The 16,236-nt window shown below is 69.5% G+C and carries 17 protein-coding genes; 6 read left to right on the forward strand and 11 right to left on the reverse strand.

The features are described 5' to 3' along the window. Window positions 1-82 precede the first annotated feature (82 nt). Window positions 83-1,138 carry a PhzF family phenazine biosynthesis protein gene (locus ABJD39_RS12380; protein WP_348609115.1) on the forward strand — a complete coding sequence of 352 codons (1,056 nt, stop codon included), beginning with the start codon at window positions 83-85 and terminating at the stop codon, window positions 1,136-1,138. 18 nt (window positions 1,139-1,156) lie between these two features. Here ABJD39_RS12380 and ABJD39_RS12385 read toward each other — a convergent pair whose 3' ends face one another. The 6 genes from ABJD39_RS12385 to ABJD39_RS12410 form a co-directional block, all read right to left on the reverse strand. Then, window positions 1,157-2,176, reverse strand: coding sequence for a sodium:calcium antiporter (locus ABJD39_RS12385; protein ID WP_348609118.1), 1,020 nt, complete (start codon window positions 2,174-2,176; stop codon window positions 1,157-1,159). A 70-nt stretch (window positions 2,177-2,246) separates the two neighbouring features. After that, window positions 2,247-2,873, reverse strand: a complete 627-nt coding sequence (locus ABJD39_RS12390) for an RAD55 family ATPase (protein WP_348609121.1) — start codon at window positions 2,871-2,873, stop codon at window positions 2,247-2,249. A 37-nt stretch (window positions 2,874-2,910) separates the two neighbouring features. Continuing rightward, on the reverse strand, window positions 2,911-3,615 hold the full coding sequence (locus ABJD39_RS12395; protein ID WP_348609123.1) for a MinD/ParA family ATP-binding protein: 705 nt from the start codon (window positions 3,613-3,615) through the stop codon (window positions 2,911-2,913). A 139-nt stretch (window positions 3,616-3,754) separates the two neighbouring features. Next, a complete protein-coding gene (locus ABJD39_RS12400; RefSeq protein WP_348609126.1) occupies window positions 3,755-4,156 on the reverse strand; it encodes a YlbF family regulator in 402 nt (133 codons plus the stop codon). Window positions 4,157-4,265: 109 nt separating this feature from the next. Continuing rightward, the gene (locus ABJD39_RS12405; protein WP_348609129.1) at window positions 4,266-4,526 is read right to left on the reverse strand and encodes a hypothetical protein; all 261 of its coding nucleotides are present in this window, start codon (window positions 4,524-4,526) and stop codon (window positions 4,266-4,268) included. A gap of 126 nt (window positions 4,527-4,652) precedes the next feature. Then, entirely contained in the window at window positions 4,653-5,657 is a 1,005-nt protein-coding gene (locus ABJD39_RS12410; RefSeq protein ID WP_348609132.1) for an FKBP-type peptidyl-prolyl cis-trans isomerase, read from the reverse strand. 149 nt (window positions 5,658-5,806) lie between these two features. On the opposite strand from ABJD39_RS12410, the gene cyaB reads away from it, so the two are divergent. Together cyaB and ABJD39_RS12420 are read left to right on the forward strand one after the other, a co-directional pair. After that, window positions 5,807-6,433 (forward strand): class IV adenylate cyclase, encoded by a 627-nt coding sequence (cyaB, locus tag ABJD39_RS12415; protein WP_348609135.1) that lies wholly within the window; start codon window positions 5,807-5,809, stop codon window positions 6,431-6,433. 60 nt (window positions 6,434-6,493) lie between these two features. Then, a complete protein-coding gene (locus ABJD39_RS12420) occupies window positions 6,494-7,708 on the forward strand; it encodes a methionine adenosyltransferase (protein ID WP_348609138.1) in 1,215 nt (404 codons plus the stop codon). Between the two features lie 172 nt (window positions 7,709-7,880). Here the strand turns inward: ABJD39_RS12420 and ABJD39_RS12425 are convergent, their stop codons facing one another. Beyond that, window positions 7,881-8,252 (reverse strand): thioredoxin family protein, encoded by a 372-nt coding sequence (locus tag ABJD39_RS12425; protein WP_348609141.1) that lies wholly within the window; start codon window positions 8,250-8,252, stop codon window positions 7,881-7,883. Window positions 8,253-8,405: 153 nt separating this feature from the next. Between ABJD39_RS12425 and ABJD39_RS12430 the strand changes: the two genes are divergently transcribed. Then, window positions 8,406-9,377 (forward strand): PLP-dependent cysteine synthase family protein, encoded by a 972-nt coding sequence (locus tag ABJD39_RS12430; RefSeq protein ID WP_348609143.1) that lies wholly within the window; start codon window positions 8,406-8,408, stop codon window positions 9,375-9,377. Window positions 9,378-9,395: 18 nt separating this feature from the next. Here ABJD39_RS12430 and ABJD39_RS12435 read toward each other — a convergent pair whose 3' ends face one another. Beyond that, complete coding sequence (locus ABJD39_RS12435; RefSeq protein ID WP_348609145.1) at window positions 9,396-9,851, reverse strand: DUF5804 family protein; 456 nt, start codon at window positions 9,849-9,851, stop codon at window positions 9,396-9,398. A 105-nt stretch (window positions 9,852-9,956) separates the two neighbouring features. Next, the gene (locus tag ABJD39_RS12440; protein WP_348609148.1) at window positions 9,957-12,137 is read right to left on the reverse strand and encodes a thioredoxin domain-containing protein; all 2,181 of its coding nucleotides are present in this window, start codon (window positions 12,135-12,137) and stop codon (window positions 9,957-9,959) included. A gap of 144 nt (window positions 12,138-12,281) precedes the next feature. Here ABJD39_RS12440 and purD point away from each other — a divergent pair, with 144 nt between their 5' ends. Together purD and ABJD39_RS12450 are read left to right on the forward strand one after the other, a co-directional pair. After that, on the forward strand, window positions 12,282-13,568 hold the full coding sequence (gene purD / locus ABJD39_RS12445; RefSeq protein WP_348609151.1) for a phosphoribosylamine--glycine ligase: 1,287 nt from the start codon (window positions 12,282-12,284) through the stop codon (window positions 13,566-13,568). A gap of 263 nt (window positions 13,569-13,831) precedes the next feature. Beyond that, window positions 13,832-14,419 (forward strand): acyltransferase, encoded by a 588-nt coding sequence (locus tag ABJD39_RS12450; protein WP_431357848.1) that lies wholly within the window; start codon window positions 13,832-13,834, stop codon window positions 14,417-14,419. 25 nt (window positions 14,420-14,444) lie between these two features. Here the strand turns inward: ABJD39_RS12450 and ABJD39_RS12455 are convergent, their stop codons facing one another. Together ABJD39_RS12455 and dacZ are read right to left on the reverse strand one after the other, a co-directional pair. Then, window positions 14,445-15,311: a mechanosensitive ion channel domain-containing protein gene (locus ABJD39_RS12455; RefSeq protein WP_348609154.1), complete on the reverse strand. Its 867-nt coding sequence runs from the start codon at window positions 15,309-15,311 to the stop codon at window positions 14,445-14,447. A 3-nt stretch (window positions 15,312-15,314) separates the two neighbouring features. Then, on the reverse strand, window positions 15,315-16,127 hold the full coding sequence (dacZ, locus tag ABJD39_RS12460; protein WP_348609156.1) for a diadenylate cyclase DacZ: 813 nt from the start codon (window positions 16,125-16,127) through the stop codon (window positions 15,315-15,317). Between the last annotated feature and the right edge of the window lie 109 nt (window positions 16,128-16,236).

Genomic DNA, 16,236 nt, shown 5'->3' on the forward strand with positions numbered 1-16,236 from the left:
AGCGGCGCGCTCCGGCGACTCCCGCGAGAACGCCTCGCACGCCGCCGATACGCCCTTCAGGGTCCCCGACGCAGTCGTCGACATGACCGGCCACCGGTTCCACGTGGTGGACGTGTTCGCCCGCGACGGCGAGCGCTTCACCGGCAACCAGCTCGCCGTGTTCCACGACACGGCGGACCTCCCCGACGAGGATCTGCTCGCGCTCACTCGCGAGACCAACTTCTCGGAGTGTACCTTCGTCGAGGGGACGACGGACGGCGGCTACGACGTCCGTATCTTCGACCCGGCCGAGGAGATCCCGTTCGCGGGCCACCCGACGCTCGGCACCGCCGCGGTGCTGCGCGAGTTGGTCGACGGCGACCGCGACACCGGCGGTGGGACGGCCGCCGACGGCGACGACACTCCGATCGACCACGACGGCGACGACACTCCGATCGACCGCGAGTGCGACGACGCTTCGACGGACCGCGACGGCGACGAACTGACGCTGAATCTCGGCGTCGGCCCGATCGACGTGTGGATCGAACGCGTCGACGATGGCGGACCCGACGGCGACAGCGTCGCGGACGGTGTACCCGACCGTGACGGCGGCAGTTCCGTTCGTGAGGAGTACTGGATGCGCCAGATCCCGCCCGAGTTCGGCCAGACGGTCCCCGCCGGGGTCGCCGCCGACGTGCTCGGTCTCGACACGGCCGAGGTCGACACGGAGTACCCGGTGCAGTCGGTGTCGACCGGCCTCCCGACGCTGGTGGTGCCGCTCGCGTCGGTCGGCGCGGTCGAGCGCGCGGCCACGACCGAACCCGAATACGGCGAGTTCATCGACGAGTACGGCGGCCACAACGTGCTCGCGTTCGCCCGCGGCGGGGTCGACGGCGGCGACCTCCACGCCCGGGTGTTCGCCGACTGGGCGGGCGTTCCGGAGGATCCGGCGACCGGGTCGGCCGCCGGCTGTCTCGCCGGGTGGCTGCTCGAACACGGATACCTCGGGGACGGACCGGTCGCCGCGACCGTCGAGCAGGGGTACGAGATGGGTCGGCCGTCGCGGCTCCGCCTCCGTGCCGACCGCGATCCGGACGGGGAGCCGGCGATCGAGGTCGGCGGCGCTGTCGTCCCGGTCGCGGCGGGCCGAACCCTGTAGCAAACGGCCCGTGAGGAATCAGATGCCCGGAACGAGCGCCGTGACGCCCAGCGTCTCCAGCACCATCCACGCGAGGAAGACGCCGTACAGCCCGAGCAGCGACACCGCCTCCGGACGGTCGAGTTCGAAGTCGGTTCGCGTGACGACGAGGAAGCCGATCGTCGCGACGGTGAGAAAGCCCATCATCGGGACCGCCGTGCCGAAGTCCAGCGCAACGGTGCCCCCCGGAACGAGCAGGACGCCGACAGGGACCGCCACGAGCAGGTCGAAGGTGTTGCTACCGAGGACGTTCGCGAGGCTCGTCGGCCCGCGACCCGCCTCGGCGGCGCGTACAGACACGACCGTGTCCGGCAGACTGGTCCCCGCGGCGACGACGGTGAGCCCCCAGACGGCCGAGGGGACGCCCAGCGCCGCCTCCAGCGAGAGCGCGGCCTGGACGAGGGCCTCGACGCCGGCGACGATCGCGACGAGCGATCCGGCGAGCAGGAGCCACTGACGGGCGGCGTTCACGTCGTCGACCTCGGGGGCGTCGAAATCGGACACGTCCTGCGACTGGATGAAGAGGTACACGGCGTACAGTCCGAGCGGGATGAGGGCAAGCGGCCGCGTGAGCGTCGAGGTGAGCCCGCCGGTGACAGGCTGTGGCGCGTAGATCACGCCCAGCGAGAACGTGAGCAGCAGCACGGCGACCGCGAGCATGTAGAACTGCGTCTCCTTGTACACCACGTCGCGATCCGCCCGCAACCCCCGACCACGCAGGGCGCTCCAGCCGGGAATGACGAGGATGTTGAACACGGCGGACCCGACGATGGCGCCGACCCCGAGGTCGAAGTCGCCGTGCAACAGCACCGACACCACGACGCTCGTCAGTTCCGGGAACGACGAGCCGACCGCGGCGATGACGGCGCCCTGCACGACTGCGGGGAGGCCATAGTGGGCGCCGAGGCGTTCGCTCGCGGATTCGAGTCGGCCGCCGGCAATCCAGACGACGGCAGTCCCGACGAGCGCGAGCCCGATCGCGGGGAGCAACGAGACCATATCCGGGGGCGGGGACGTCGGACCAAAAACACACCTGAAACGCGACGGCTCTGTGATCGAGACGCGACGACTACGCGATGTCGCGGGAGGTGTCGATGGCGACGCGCTCCTCGAGTTTCAGCTTCACCGTCTCGTCGAGCGCGCGGCCGCCGCGGAACTTCGGGACGGCGAGCTTGTTGACCACGTCCGAGCCGCGCACCTGGGTGTCGAGGTCCCACACCACGTCGGCGACGTGCTCGGTCATCGCGCGGTTGCGCGGCTCGTCGTCCTGCTTCATCGCGTGGAGGAAGGCGACGCTTTCGGTGTTGACCATCGCCGTCTGCAGTTCGGTGAGGAAGCGCCGGTACCGCGAGCGGTCGGCCCGCTCCAGCGGGTCGGCGACGTCGATGATGAGGTTCGCGTTCTCGGGGAGCGCGCTGACGAGCCGGTTGGCCGCGTCAAGCGGCGCGTCGCCCCCGATGTCGCGAACGGTCGGGGTGCCCGCCCGCGACTTCGTCCGTTCGAGCGCGTCCTCGACGGCCTGATCCGAGCGCAGCGTCGTGAGGTACAGCGTGCCGCGCGCGTCCGTGAGCTCGTACAACAGCAGCTCCGACTGGCTCGCCGGATCCGCCGAGAACAACACGATGCTCCCGGCCGGGATCCCGCCGTCGAGACGGCGATCGAGCACGTCGATCCCGGTCGGAAGTCGATCCGCCATGCGATGGAATGACGATCCGGCGCGATATAACCGTTTCTCACGCTCGTGTCGGGTCAGTTTCACTCGGACTCGTCCCGGCCACCGCATCCGCACCCCGCGCGTACGCGTCGACGACCCGCCCGTCCCCGAGCACGGGATCGGATCCGCTCGCGTTCCCGTTCCCGTCCTGCGGCGCCGACGCGCGGGGCACCCGCGCGACGATCGGGCACCCGAGGAGATCGCGCACACCGGGTGGAACGACGGTCGCTCTCGTCACGACGGCGCCAACGACCGGCGTGTCCAGTCGCCGGGCGACGGCGGCGGTCTTCGCGGCGTCGCGCAGGGCCGCCGCGCACGGCTCGGTCACGAGCAGCGCGCCGTCGGCGACGCGCAGCGGCGCGACCGCGTCCGGGGCGGCCCCCGCGGGACAGTCGACGAGCACACGGGTTCCCTGCGGCGCCGACGCGCCGACCGCCCGGAGCGACCCCCGGAGGTCGCGGTCGCGACTGTCGGTCGGCGCCGGGAGGACTCGGACCGCCGGCGCGCCGGCGTCGGCAACCGCGGCAGCCAGCGGCGAGTCGTCGTCTCTCCGGTCGGGATACGTGACCCGTCGCCGCACTCCGGACAGCGCGCCCAGATCGGGCAGATCCCAGTCGGCGTCGACCGCGATCGCCGGCGTCCCGGCCCTCCCGAACGCGCGAGCCAACCCGAGCGCAGTCGTCGTCTTTCCCGTGCCGCCCTTCCCGCCGGTGACCGCGAGCATGGGCTGGCTGGGTCGGTATCCGGTTTCAACTCTCGCGGCGTCGCCGCTGGTCGGAACCGAGTGAACGGACGACCGGGAACACGGACACGGCTGGCAACTACTGGCCCGGCGCCGGCGGTGTGGTCGTCGGAACCGCGCGTCAGTCGTGGCAGCAGCCGCCGGCCTTCCCGCCGAAATCGACGTCGAGCGGATCCGAGATCGCCATGTTCAGCGTTTCGAGGCGGTCCTGTAGCTCGTCTTGCGCCTCGACGTACTCCTGCATCACCGGCAGCGAGTGCAGGTCCTGTTGGGCGGCCTGTACCTTCTCCATCGTCTCTTGGTCGGCCTGCCCGGCCTGCTTGGCCACCGCGAACTCCTGGCGGAGCTGTTCGAACTCGGAGATGCGTTGTTGGGCCTCCTCGTCGTTCTGCACGGCCTCCTTCGCCTCCTCGAACCGGCGGTACGTGGAGGAGTCGGCGATCGCGGCGCCGAGCTCTGCCGCCAGCGTCTCGACGGCGTCGTCGGTCGCGGACGCCTCCGGCGCGTCGGTCTCGATACTCATAGCCGGGCTTGGGTTCGATCGCTGTTAAGCCCCGCGGCTGGGGAACCGCGGGAGCGAGCAGTCGCTCCCGGAGAACGTGCGGTGTGTGCGTCGCTGGCGGACGGTCGTGTCACGTCGCGAACGCGTAGCCGGCGGCAGCGACGGTGACGACGACCACCAGCACGGTCCAGTTGCGCGGGGTGTCGAACGAGCCGTAGGGGCCGCCCTTTCGGGTGAACAGGTACGCGAAGTAGACGACAACCGGGGCGAGCCGGGCCGGCGTTGACACCGACACGCCCCCGAGGAAGTCGAGGCCGAGCGTCAATGCGAGCGCGCCCAGTGCGGCCGCCGCGGCGACGGCGAGGTCCTCACGCGCGTCCGAGAGATCCATCTATCGGGTGATGTGTGAACCGCAAGTAATCGGTGTCGGTTCGGGACCGGCAGACCGGTGCACCGCGCACGGCCGTCGTCCCGCGTGCGACGGGTCAGGTTCGGTCGCTCGCAGGGCGCGGGCGCGTTATTCGTCGGCGTCCTCGAGCTCGTCGACGAGCTCGTCGGCGTCGACGTCGACGTCGTCCATGTCGACGTCGTCGAGGGCCTCCTCGATGTCTTCGCCGCCCATACCGCCGCCCATGCCGCCCATCATGCCGCCCATGCCGCCCATCATGCCGCCGGAGCCGTCGATGACCTCCTCGACGACGACGCGGTCGAGGTCGAGGCGACCCATGATGTCCTGCGCGATCTGCTGCTTCGAGAACATCCACTGCTGGTTCATCTGCATCATCGGCGTCGCCTCGATGTACAGCGTGCGCTTGTCGACCTCCTGCGTCTCGGTCTCGGGCTCGCCGTCCTCGTCGTCGGACTCGACGGTGACCTCCTCCTCGACGGTCTCTTCCTCGATGCGGACCTCGGGGGTCTCCTGGAGGTACATGCCGATGAGGCCGGCGGCCTTCTCCTCGTCGTCGTCGACGAGCTCGAGGATCTCGTAGTCGTACTCGAGGTCGTCGCCCGCCAGCGGGTGGTTGAAGTCGACGCGCGAGCGCCCGCCGATGACCGTCTCGACGTAGCCCTGCTCGCCGTCGATGGTGACCTGGGCGCCGGGGTAGCGGTCGTCCTCCGGGATCTTCTCCGCGCTCACGGTGCGCACGTCGTCGGGGTCGAACTCGCCGAACCCTTCCTCTGCGGGCACGGTGACGACGTTCGTGTCGCCGACTTCCTTGCCAACGAGGTCCTCGTCGACGGAGTCGAACACGTGGCCCTCGCCGACGACGATGATGCGCGGGGAGAAGTCGTACTCGTCGTCGTCGATGCCGGCCTCCTCGGCGACCTCCTTGTGGGTCGTGTCGACGACGCGCCCCTCCTCCTCGTCCTCGCCGGGGACGGTGCGGACGGTGTAGTCCAGCCGGAGGAAGTCCCCGTTCTGGATCCCGTCGTCGGACTCCTCGGTGTCGACTGCGTCCTCGCTCGCCTCATCGCCGGCGTCGGCAGTCTCGGCTGCCTCGGCCTGCTCTTCTTCGCTCATGTGCGCATCGTCGCTCGTCCGCTTCTTAACAGTCACGTTTCGGCCGGACAGGCGAACGCCACGACAACGGCGGAATCGGGCGGCGATCCGGCGGACGACGTCTCTGTGGACACGCCATCCTTTTGCTCGGCCGTCCCCACCGCGGTCGCATGTACGAAGTGGAGGTGAAGGTCCGCGTCGACCACGACGGGGTTCGCGCCCGACTCGCGGACATCGACGCGACCCGCGTCCGGCGCGTTCGACAGGTGGACACCTACTACGACGCGCCTCACCGTGACTTCGCCGAAACGGACGAGGCGCTCCGGATCCGGCGCGAAACCGTCGCCGGGGACACGAACGCAGCCGGCAACGACGAACCGCGAGCCGCCGACGCGGACGGGGATGGGGACGGAGACACCGAGACGAAGATCACCTACAAGGGCCCGCTCGTCGAGGCCGAATCGAAGACACGGGAGGAGTTCGAAACGGCCGTCGCCGACGGCGACGCCGTCGAGGGGATCTTCGAGGGCCTCGGGTTCTCCCCCGCGGCGACCGTCGAGAAGGATCGCGAGTTCTTCTCGGTCGACGGCTACACTGTTACGCTCGACGACGTGGCCCGCGTCGGCGAGTTCGTCGAAGTGGAGCGCGAGGCCGCCGAGGCGGAGATCGAGTCGGCTCGCGAGGGCGCCTACGCGGTCCTCCGTAAGCTGAGGATCGATCCCGACGATCAGATCCGAACTTCGTACCTCGGACTCCTGCTCCGATCGCAAGATATGCCGAACAATTCCTCAGAGTAATCGACTGGTTCGGAACTCTTTCCGCAAGTTATACTGCGACCGGATTCCTCCCATCGACTAATGAGGAACATTCAGGTCTCCGAACTCGACCGGAGGGCGGTTGAGGACCACGAGGTAGAGATCGTCGAGCGAAAGGGGATCGGCCATCCCGACTCGATCTCCGACGGCATCGCGGAGGCGGTCTCGCGTGGCCTCTCCCAGTTGTACCTCGACCGCGTCGGCAAGGTGCTCCACTACAACACCGACGAGACGCAGTTGGTCGCCGGCACCGCGGCACCCTCCTACGGCGGCGGCGAGGTGATCGACCCGATCTACGTGCTCATCGTCGGCCGCGCGACGAAGCAGTACGAGACCGACGACGGGACGGAGCTGACGCTGCCCGTCGGCCGCGTCGCGCTGGAATCCGCCCGGGAGTACCTCCGCGAGAACATCCCGGAGCTGGAGGTCGGCACGGACGTCATCGTCGACGTGAAGCTCGGGGAGGGGTCGGGCGACCTCCAGGACGTCTTCGGCGAGGACGGCGCGCAGGTTCCGATGGCGAACGACACCTCCTTCGGCGTCGGCCACGCGCCGCTCACCGAGACCGAGCGGATCGTCCGCGAGGCCGAGCGTGCGCTCAACGGGTCGTATCACGACGAACATCCCGAAATCGGCCCCGACGTGAAGATCATGGGGAAGCGCGAGGGCGACCACATCGACATCACGGTCGCGGTGGCGATGGTCGACACGTACATCGACGGCATCGACGACTACCGCGAGGCGACCGAGCGCGTCGAGGCGTACGTCACAGATCTCGCCGAGAGCTACACCGACCGCGAGGTGAGCGTCGCCGTCAACACCGCTGACGACCTGGATGCGGGGTCGATCTACCTGACGACGACCGGCACCTCCGCCGAACAGGGCGACGACGGCTCCGTCGGCCGCGGCAACCGCGCGAACGGGCTCATCACGCCGAACCGGCCGATGAGTATGGAGGCGACCTCCGGCAAGAACCCCGTCAACCACATCGGGAAGATCTACAACCTCCTCTCGACGGACATCGCGGAGGCCGTCGTCGAGGAGGTCGACGGCATCCGCGACCTGCAGGTCCGCCTGCTCTCGCAGATCGGTCGACCGATCGACGAGCCCCACGTCGCCGACGCGCAGGTCGTCACCGCCGAGGGCGTTGCCGTCGCGGACATCGAGGAGGAGGCGACCGCGATCATCGACGAGCGCCTCGCGAACGTTACCGACGTGACCCGGCGCGTCATCGAGGGCGAACTCTCGACGTTCTGAGAGGCGCGGTCGCTCGACGCCTTCTGGCGGTAGCGTACACCCAGCGACTGCTGTCGCGCGCGGCGGCGTCGCCGGGAGTTTCGCTGGCCGCCGCGCGGTCGTCGTCAGACCACGCGGTGGCTGGTCCCGTTTTCGCTGAAGAACCTTCGTCCTCAAGTCGGCCGAACAGCGCTCAGCCGTCGGCGAGTTCGCGTGCGAGGTACGTCGCGATGTCGCTGTCGGCGGATTCGACGAATCTGGCCACCTCAGTCCCGCTGCCGTCGAACACGATCACCGTCGGGATGTACTCGACATCGTACTCGTCCATCCCCGGCCCCTGCTTCTCGCCGTCCACTTTCTCGACCGGGAACTGCTCGATGCGGTCCGCGGCGACGCCCGCGGCGTCGAGCGCGGCCGCGAACTGGGGGAGCTGCTGCGTGCAGTCGGGACACCAGTCGCCGCCCCACACCTTGTACGTCAGTCCCTCGTCGCCGAGCGCGGCGGCCACGTCCGGGTCGATGTCGGTGGCTGCGTCGGCATCCATCGTCGAAAGCGTCGTGCTCATGTGCGCTGTTGGGGCGTACGTCGGGTTAAGCACGACGCCGCCGGCAGATCGGGCGCGCAGTCGACGGAGCCGGCCACGCGTTCGTGCGCGCCGACCGCCAGAGGGCTTGCCGCTGACTCGGGAGCATTTACGCGTCACGCGAGTACCGTGGGCATGGACGATTCGGTACTCGACACCATCGGCTCGCCGCTGGTCAGGGTCGACTCGCCGCCCGGCGCGACCGTGGCGGCGAAGCTGGAGTCGCGCAACCCGGGCGGATCGGCGAAGGACCGGCCCGCAGTGCGAATGATCGAGCGCGCCGAGGGCGACGGAACGCTGGAGCCGGGCGACACGCTCGTGGAGCCAACCTCGGGCAACACCGGTATCGGCATCGCGATGGCCGGCGCCGCGAAGGGGTACGACGTGACCGTCGTGATGCCGTCCTCGAAAAGCGAGGAGCGACGGCAGATCATGGCCGCCTACGGCGCCGACCTGGAGCTCGTCGACGGCGGCATCGACGCCGCGAAGGCGCGCGCCGACGAGCTGGAGGCCGAGGGGATGGTCCAGCTCCGGCAGTTCGAGAACGGCGCGAACCCCGGGGCACACTACGAGACCACCGGCGTCGAGATCCTGGACCAACTCGACGGGCGCGAGCCGGACGCGCTCGTCGCCGGCGTCGGCACCGGCGGAACGATCTCCGGCATCGGCCGCCGGCTGCGCGAGGCGTTCCCCGAGATGGACGTGGTCGCCGTCGAGCCCGAGGACTCGGCGGTGCTGTCAGGTGAGGAGCCGGAGTCGGACTCCTTCCAGGGGATGGGTCCCGGGTTCGTCAGCCCCAACCTCGACACGGATCTCCTCGACGGCGTGCTCACCGTCGGGCTCGACGAGGCGGAGGCCGAGTGTCGGCGACTCGCCCGCGAGGAGGGGATCCTCGTCGGGCAGTCCTCGGGAGGCTCGAATCTCCGCGCTCGCGACGTGGCCGCGGCGTTCGCCGCCGGCGAGGACCCCGGCTACAGCGACGTGGCGATCGAGGGATGGGAACCGCGGTCGGCTGATCGCGTCGGCGTCGCCGGCGACGACCCGCTGGTGCTCACCGTGTTCTGGGACTCCGGCGAGCGCTACATGTCGACCGGATTGTACGACTGATCAACGGCCAGCTCCGACTCAGTCGTCGAACTCCTCACGCGTGACCCGGACGCCGACCGTCTCGTCCACGTCGCGGAGGTCGTACTCCGGGAGCTCGGCGTCGTCGCTGCGCGCGAGGTACATCGGCTCGACGAGCCGACCGTCCTCCAGCCCGTACAGCTTCAGGAACCGGTCGGTCTCCTCGCGACGGACGGCGTCGTTGCGGACGGCGGTCGCCAGCGTCCGGGAAAGCCACTCGTCGCGGGTGATCGACGGCTCCCGGATCAGCACCTCGTCGACGAAGCGGACGAGATACCAGTTGAGGTCGTTGCACAGCGACACCGCGGCGCCGAGGCTGACGGTGTCGAGCGCGATCGAGTTCTCGAACGGGGACCGGAGGTCGTACGTCGCGAGCGCCTCCCGTGCCGTCTCCCGCGAGAGCAACTCGTAGCGCAGGTCGGTCTCGGGCTCGCCGACGAGACAGACCGTGGTCATACCTCCGGGTCGCCGCCGCCGGGCAAAGCGGTTACGCTCTGCGGGCGGTGTCACCCTCGGCGTGGACGCCGGGGGCGATCCGCGGCACCGCCGAGCGGCAGGAGGTCACTCCCCGGCGACCCACTCCAGCGCCGCGCGGAGGTCGTGGTTCGGCGGCGAGCAGGTGAAGTCGCGGCACGCGTACGCCGTCGGCGCCCCGTCGCGCGCGTCGCGGTCGCGCCAGATCGGCGGGACGTCCGCGAGCCCGAGGTCGTCGACCCAGGCGGCGACGCCCTCCGCGGTCGGCGGACGCGGGGCGATCACGACGCCCGGAAGGTACCGACTCGCGAGGGTGTCCCGCCAGTCCGCGGGCACCTCGTCGCACGCGAGGGTGAGTTCGAAGGGGCCGGCTTGATCGCGCGCGGCCGCCAGCGCCAACGTGACGTGCTCCAGTGGCGAGGTTGTCACGTCGCCTGCGTGGGTCGCCAGCGCGTCGCGGGCGACGGCGGCGAAGTCCTCGTCGGGCGCGAACAGGTCGAGATCGAGCAGGAGTCGCGTCGCCACGCCGAGGCTGGAGGGGGTCGAGGCGTCCGTCGGTTCCTGCGGGCGGACGACCAGGTCCTCGGCGTCGCTCGGAGTCGAGTAGATCGTCCCGTCGTCGGCGTCGTAGAACGTGTCGACGACAGTCCGTCCGAGCGCGAGCGCGAACCCGAGGTGGTCCGCGTCGCCGGTGACGCCGTACAGGTCGAGGGCCGCCCGCCCGAGGTACGCGTAGTCCTCGAGGTACCCGTTCTCCTTCACCTCGCCCTCGCCGACCGCGTCGCCCTCGCGTTCGATGTAGCGTCGGCTGAGGCGGTCGCCGTCCCAGAGGTGCTCGCGGACGAATCCGAGCGCATCGGTGCCGCGGTCCGCCAGCTTCGGGTCGAGCGTGTGGCCGGCCGCGGCGAACGCCGAGATCGCGAGCCCGTTCCACCCCGCGAGCACCTTCTCGTCGCGCGGCGGGCGCTCGCGGGTCGACTCCCGGTAGTCGAACAGCGCCGTCCGGGCGCGCATCAGTCGCTCGCGTACCGCCTCGACCGGGAGATCGTGCGTCTCCGCGAGGTCTTCGACGGCGGTCGCACGAGTGAGCACGGTCGTCCCGCCTTCGAAGTTACCGCCCGATTCGACGCCGAACCGGTCGCACACCAACTCCGCGTCGTCGGCCTCGAACTCGTGATCGGCGGCCGCGAGCGCCTCCGCGACGGACTCGGGCGTCCAGACGTAGAACTCGCCTTCTCCCTCGCCGGAGTCGGCGTCGAGCGTGCCGTAGAACCCGCCGTTCGGGTGGGAGAGCTCGCGATCGAGGAACGCGAGCGTCTCCCGAGCGACGGTCGCGTACTTCGGCCGACCGAGCAGGCGGTGGGCGTCGAGGTAGACGCGCGCCAGCTCGGCGTTGTCGTACAGCATCTTCTCGAAGTGGGGGACGACCCACTCGCGGTCGGTGCAGTAGCGGTGAAAGCCGCCGCCGACCTGGTCGTACAGCCCGCCGTCGGCCATCGCGTCGAGCGTCTCGACGGCGACGTTCAAGGGTTCCTCGCGGCCGCTGCGCGCGTACGCCTGCATGAGGAGATCGAGGCGCCCCGTCTGCGGGAACTTCGGCCCCTGTCGACCGAAGCCGCCGTGCTCGCGGTCGGCGCTGCGAAGCGCGGCGGTGACGGCGTCCGAGAGTACGTCCGAATCCGGGAGTTCGTTCTCGGATCCCCCTTCGGTCAGGGACGCGTCAGTGCCGCCGGCGCCGGTCGATTCCAGTTCGTCGCGGGCGGCGGCGGTCCACTGGTCGGCGCGGGCCTCCATGTCCGCGCGCTGGTTCGGGTCGTTCCACGAGTTCGCGATGTTGCGACACACCTCGAGTAACCCGGGCATCCCCTGGCGGCCGTCGCGCGGGAAGTACGTCCCGACGTAGAACGGCTTCCCATCGGGCGTGAGCCACACCGAGAGCGGCCAGCCGCCGCGCCCGTTGACGAGTTGGTTTACGGTCTGGTACACCCGATCGAGATCGGGCCGCTCCTCACGGTCGACTTTCACGGGCACGAACTCGTCGTTGAGAACCTCGGCGACGGCGTCGTCCTCGAACGACTCCTCCTCCATGACGTGACACCAGTGGCACGCCGAGTAGCCCACCGACAGAAAGAGGGGTACGTCGCGCTCGCGGGCCGCCGCGAGCGCGTCGTCGTCCCACGGCTGCCAGTGGACCGGGTTGTCCGCGTGTTGGCGCAGGTACGGGCTGGCCTCCTCGTCCAGCCGGTTTCGCGCCGTCGGATCGCTCATTGCCGGTCGGTCGGCGGCGGGACGGATAAGCGGGGCGGCCGTGGGTCGCCTCTCCCGCGCGCGGCGATTTATGATGCACGCACGTGAGCACTGGGTGCCGTTGAGAGAGTAAAGCTTACACGCCCGTGCAGTATCGCATCGAGCATGTCCGAGACAGTGCTCCTCGTCGGGGGCGGCGGACGCGAACACGCCATCGCCCGCGCGGTCGCCGACGACGCCTCGCTATACGCCTGCGCGAGCAACCGTAACCCCGGGATCGCGTCGCTCGCTGACGGGTTCGAGCAGATCGGCGAACGGGACGCCGACGCCGTCGTCGACTATGCCCGGCGGGTCGACGCGGACCTGGCGGTCATCGGTCCCGAGTCGGCCCTGGAGGCGGGCGTCGCCGACGCCCTCGACGGTGCCGGCGTCTACACCTTCGGCCCGCGAGCCGAGGAGGCCCGTATCGAGACCGACAAGGCGTTCCAGCGACGATTCATGGACGAACACGACGTCCCGGGGAACCCGGACTTCGAGACGTTCGATTCGGCGGAGGCGGCCGCGGAGTACGTCGAGGGGTACGACGGCGACGTCGCAGTCAAGCCGGTCGGTCTCACCGGCGGCAAGGGCGTCCGCGTGACGGGCGACCAGCTGACGACCGAGGCCGCGGTCGACTACATCCTCGACGCCGAGTGGGACGAGTGGGTGATCGAGGAGCGCCTCGTCGGCGAGGAGTTCACCGTGCAGGCGTTCGTCGCGAACGGCGAGGTCCGCACCACGCCCGCGATTCAGGACCACAAGCGCGCCTACGAGGGCGACGAGGGGCCCAACACTGGCGGGATGGGCAGCTACTCCGACACGGACCGGACGCTTCCGTTCATGACCGACACGGACTATGAGGCGGCCGTCGAGGTCATCGAGGCCGTCGTCGACGGGCTCCCCGAGTACAAGGGCGTCCTCTACGGCCAGTTCATGCTCGGCGCTGACGGCCCGAAGGTCGTCGAGTTCAACGCGCGCTTCGGCGACCCCGAGGCGATGAACACGCTGCCGGTGCTCGCGACGCCGTTCATCGACGTGCTGACGGCTGCCCGCGACGACGAGCCGCTTCCGAACCTCGAATTCTCCGGCGAAGCGACAGTCTGCAAGTACGCGGTGCCGGCGGGTTACCCGGTCGAGCCGGACGCCGGCGCACGGATCGAGGTGAACGAGGACAGCGTCGGCGACGCGCTGTTGTTCTACGCGAGCGTCGACCAGCGCGAGGACGGCCTGTTCACGACCACGTCGCGCTCGTTCGCGGTCGTCGGCCTCGGCGACTCCATCGCGGCGGCGGAGGCTGACGCCGAGGACGCGCTGTCGATGGTCGACGACGGGTTCCACGTGCGCCACGATATCGGCACTGCGGAGCTGGTGCAGTCACGAATCGATCACATGGCGGAGTTGCGCGGCGAGTAGCCCGCCGGAGTCTCCGGTCGTCTCGGTCGCGTCGCTGGCGGCACGGACGCGTCGCTGACGGGTGGCTGCTGGCGAACACGTGACGCGGCCGCGACGGACTCGGACCGCCCACGTCACGATTTCGCGACGCGGTCCGAGGCGTGAGTCACTGCATGGCGGCGGTGGTCCCGTCATCGGTGAAGAACCCTCGTCCGTGAGGCACTCCCCGTTCGCTCGGTCTCGAACGCACGAGATTGATTAGCGGCGACGTCGATGCTCACCCTGTGACCACCGACGACGAGGCCGACGCACACCGCGCCGGAGACGGCGTTGCCGACGGCGGGGACGGCCGCCCGGCCCGCTATGACCGCGTGGAGCGCCACCCGACGCCGAGCGGACACAACTCCCTGCGCTACTGGACCGACGCGAGATCTCCGGTGACGGTCGCGCTCAACTACCTCGTCGTCTGGCTGATCCGGATCTCGCCGAGCCTGCGACTGAAGAGTTGGCTCCTCCGTCGCCTGGGTGCCACGGTTGGATCCGGCGTTTCGTGGGGGTTGGAGGCGACGCCGGACGTGTTCTGGCCAGAGCGGATCGAACTGGGCGACGACGTGATCGTCGGCTACGACTCGGTGTTGTTGTGCCACGAGTTTCTCCAGGACGAGTACCGCCTCGGCGACGTGGTCGTCGGCGACCGCGCGATGCTGGGCGCGAACGTGACCGTGCTTCCGGGCGTCCACATCGGCGCCGACGCCCAGGTGGCGGCGAACTCCCTCGTCGCCGACGACGTGCCGCCGGGGGAGACCGTCGCCGGCGTGCCGGCGGAGCCGGTCGAGCGGGAGACGGGCGACGGCGAGCAGAACGAGAACTGAGGCGTCGGGCGAGTCAGCGTTCTCCTTATTCCCGGATGCGGACGACGCCCTCGGTGAACGCGTGTCGGTTCGGGACGACGTACTCCGCGCCGTCGCTCTCGACGTGCGTGACGAACACGTTCACCTCTTGGACGACGCCGTCGGTGTCGCCGATGCGGACGCGGTCGCCGATGCTGTACGGCTGTTCGAGCAGGAGATAGAAGCCGGCGGCGCCGGACGCGAGCAGGTCCCGGAACGCGAGCCCGCCGAACAGGACGAGCGCGAAGCCGTACGTGGCCAGGAGGACGACCAGCGCGGCGGTGTCGACGCCGATCTGCCCGAGCGCGACGAGCACCGCGATGAACACCACCGACCACTTGGCGAGGGAGGGAACGATCCCGGCCTGCGGGAGCTTCACCCCGCGCAGGCGGTCGTCGATCAGCAGTTCGACCTTGTCGCCGACGACGAGGCCGACGATGAGCACGAGGACGGCGAGAAACAGCGACGGAAGGAAGCCCGCGGTTCGGTTCCAGAAGGTGGAGATGTACTCCACCCGAGCGATCGTCAGCGCGACGATGAGCCCGAGGATGAAGATGAAGTACCCCGAGAGGTTCGCGACGAGCGAGACGGTCGACGTGCCGAACTCGCGGGCGGTCCGCTCGAACGCCGTCCCCTCGATCGTCTCGGGGACGCCGGCGCCGACGAGGATCCGGCGGTTCACGCGAACGACGAGATAGCCGAGGAACGCGGCGAGTACGATCACGCCGAGCGCCAGCCACAGGCGCGCCGGAAGACTCGTCAACGCCGAGCGAACCGGCTCACCCACGGACTGGAGCGGCGGTGCAGCCGAGGCGACACGCGATGCCGTCGACGGCACAGGCTCGACGGTCGCGATGGGACTCACGTCGATCATGCGTCAGTACTCCTCCGGGTCGAGTTCGAGGATGAGCCGCCCGCCCTTGAACGCACGGACGAGTCCGTCAGACTCCGAGAGCACGATGGCGATGGCGTTCGTGTCGCGCGTGATGGCGCCGCCGGCCATGTGGCGCGCGCCCAGTCCCTTCGGGATGTCGACCCCCTCCGCGCCCGGCTCGAGGTAGCGGTACGCCGAGGCGATCTTCCCCGAGTCGCTGATGACGAACGCGCCGTCGAGCCGGGAGAACTCCTTGAGCATCACGTTCACGATGGGGTCGCCCACGTGAACGTGGCTCTTCTCGAAGGGGTTGTAGCTGAGCGGTCGCGACTTGTTCATCACTTTGCCCGCGTCGCCGACGACGAACAGCGCGCCGACGGGCTTGCCCTTCTGTCCTTTCTTCCCGAGTTCGATCGCCACGTCGAAGACGTCCCGAACGACGGCCGGGTCCGCGCGAGAGTTGGCGAACAGGTCGTAGATACCCGAGTGCATCGACTCGGTGACGGGCGTGCGGATCACGCTGTCGATCGGGTCGCCGAACACGCCGACTGCGCACGCGACCACGTCGCCGTCGGCACAGTAGCCGTGGTCCATTGCCCCCTCGACGCCGAAGCGGATCCGGTCGCGAACGTTGTCGAACTCCAGCGGAAGCTCCACGTAGCGCTCGGCGTCGTGGTCGTTCTCCTGAGCGACGACGACGACCGACTCGCCGTCGACCTCGCGGTAGTCCTCGTACGTCGATCCGGTCGGTGCGAAGAGGAATACCCCGTCGACGTCCGCGACGAGGTCGGCGAGGAGGTCGGCCGAAGTAGTCATTGTCTGAACGTTTCGCGGCGCGTTGATATCGGTTTCGGCACCGTCATGCGATCGTCTTACGCTCCCGCTGGATGTCGCGACGGCCACGATGCCGACGGTACCTCGCCGG

It is taken from the genome of Halobaculum rarum (assembly GCF_040025155.1).
Lineage (GTDB): Archaea > Halobacteriota > Halobacteria > Halobacteriales > Haloferacaceae > Halobaculum > Halobaculum rarum.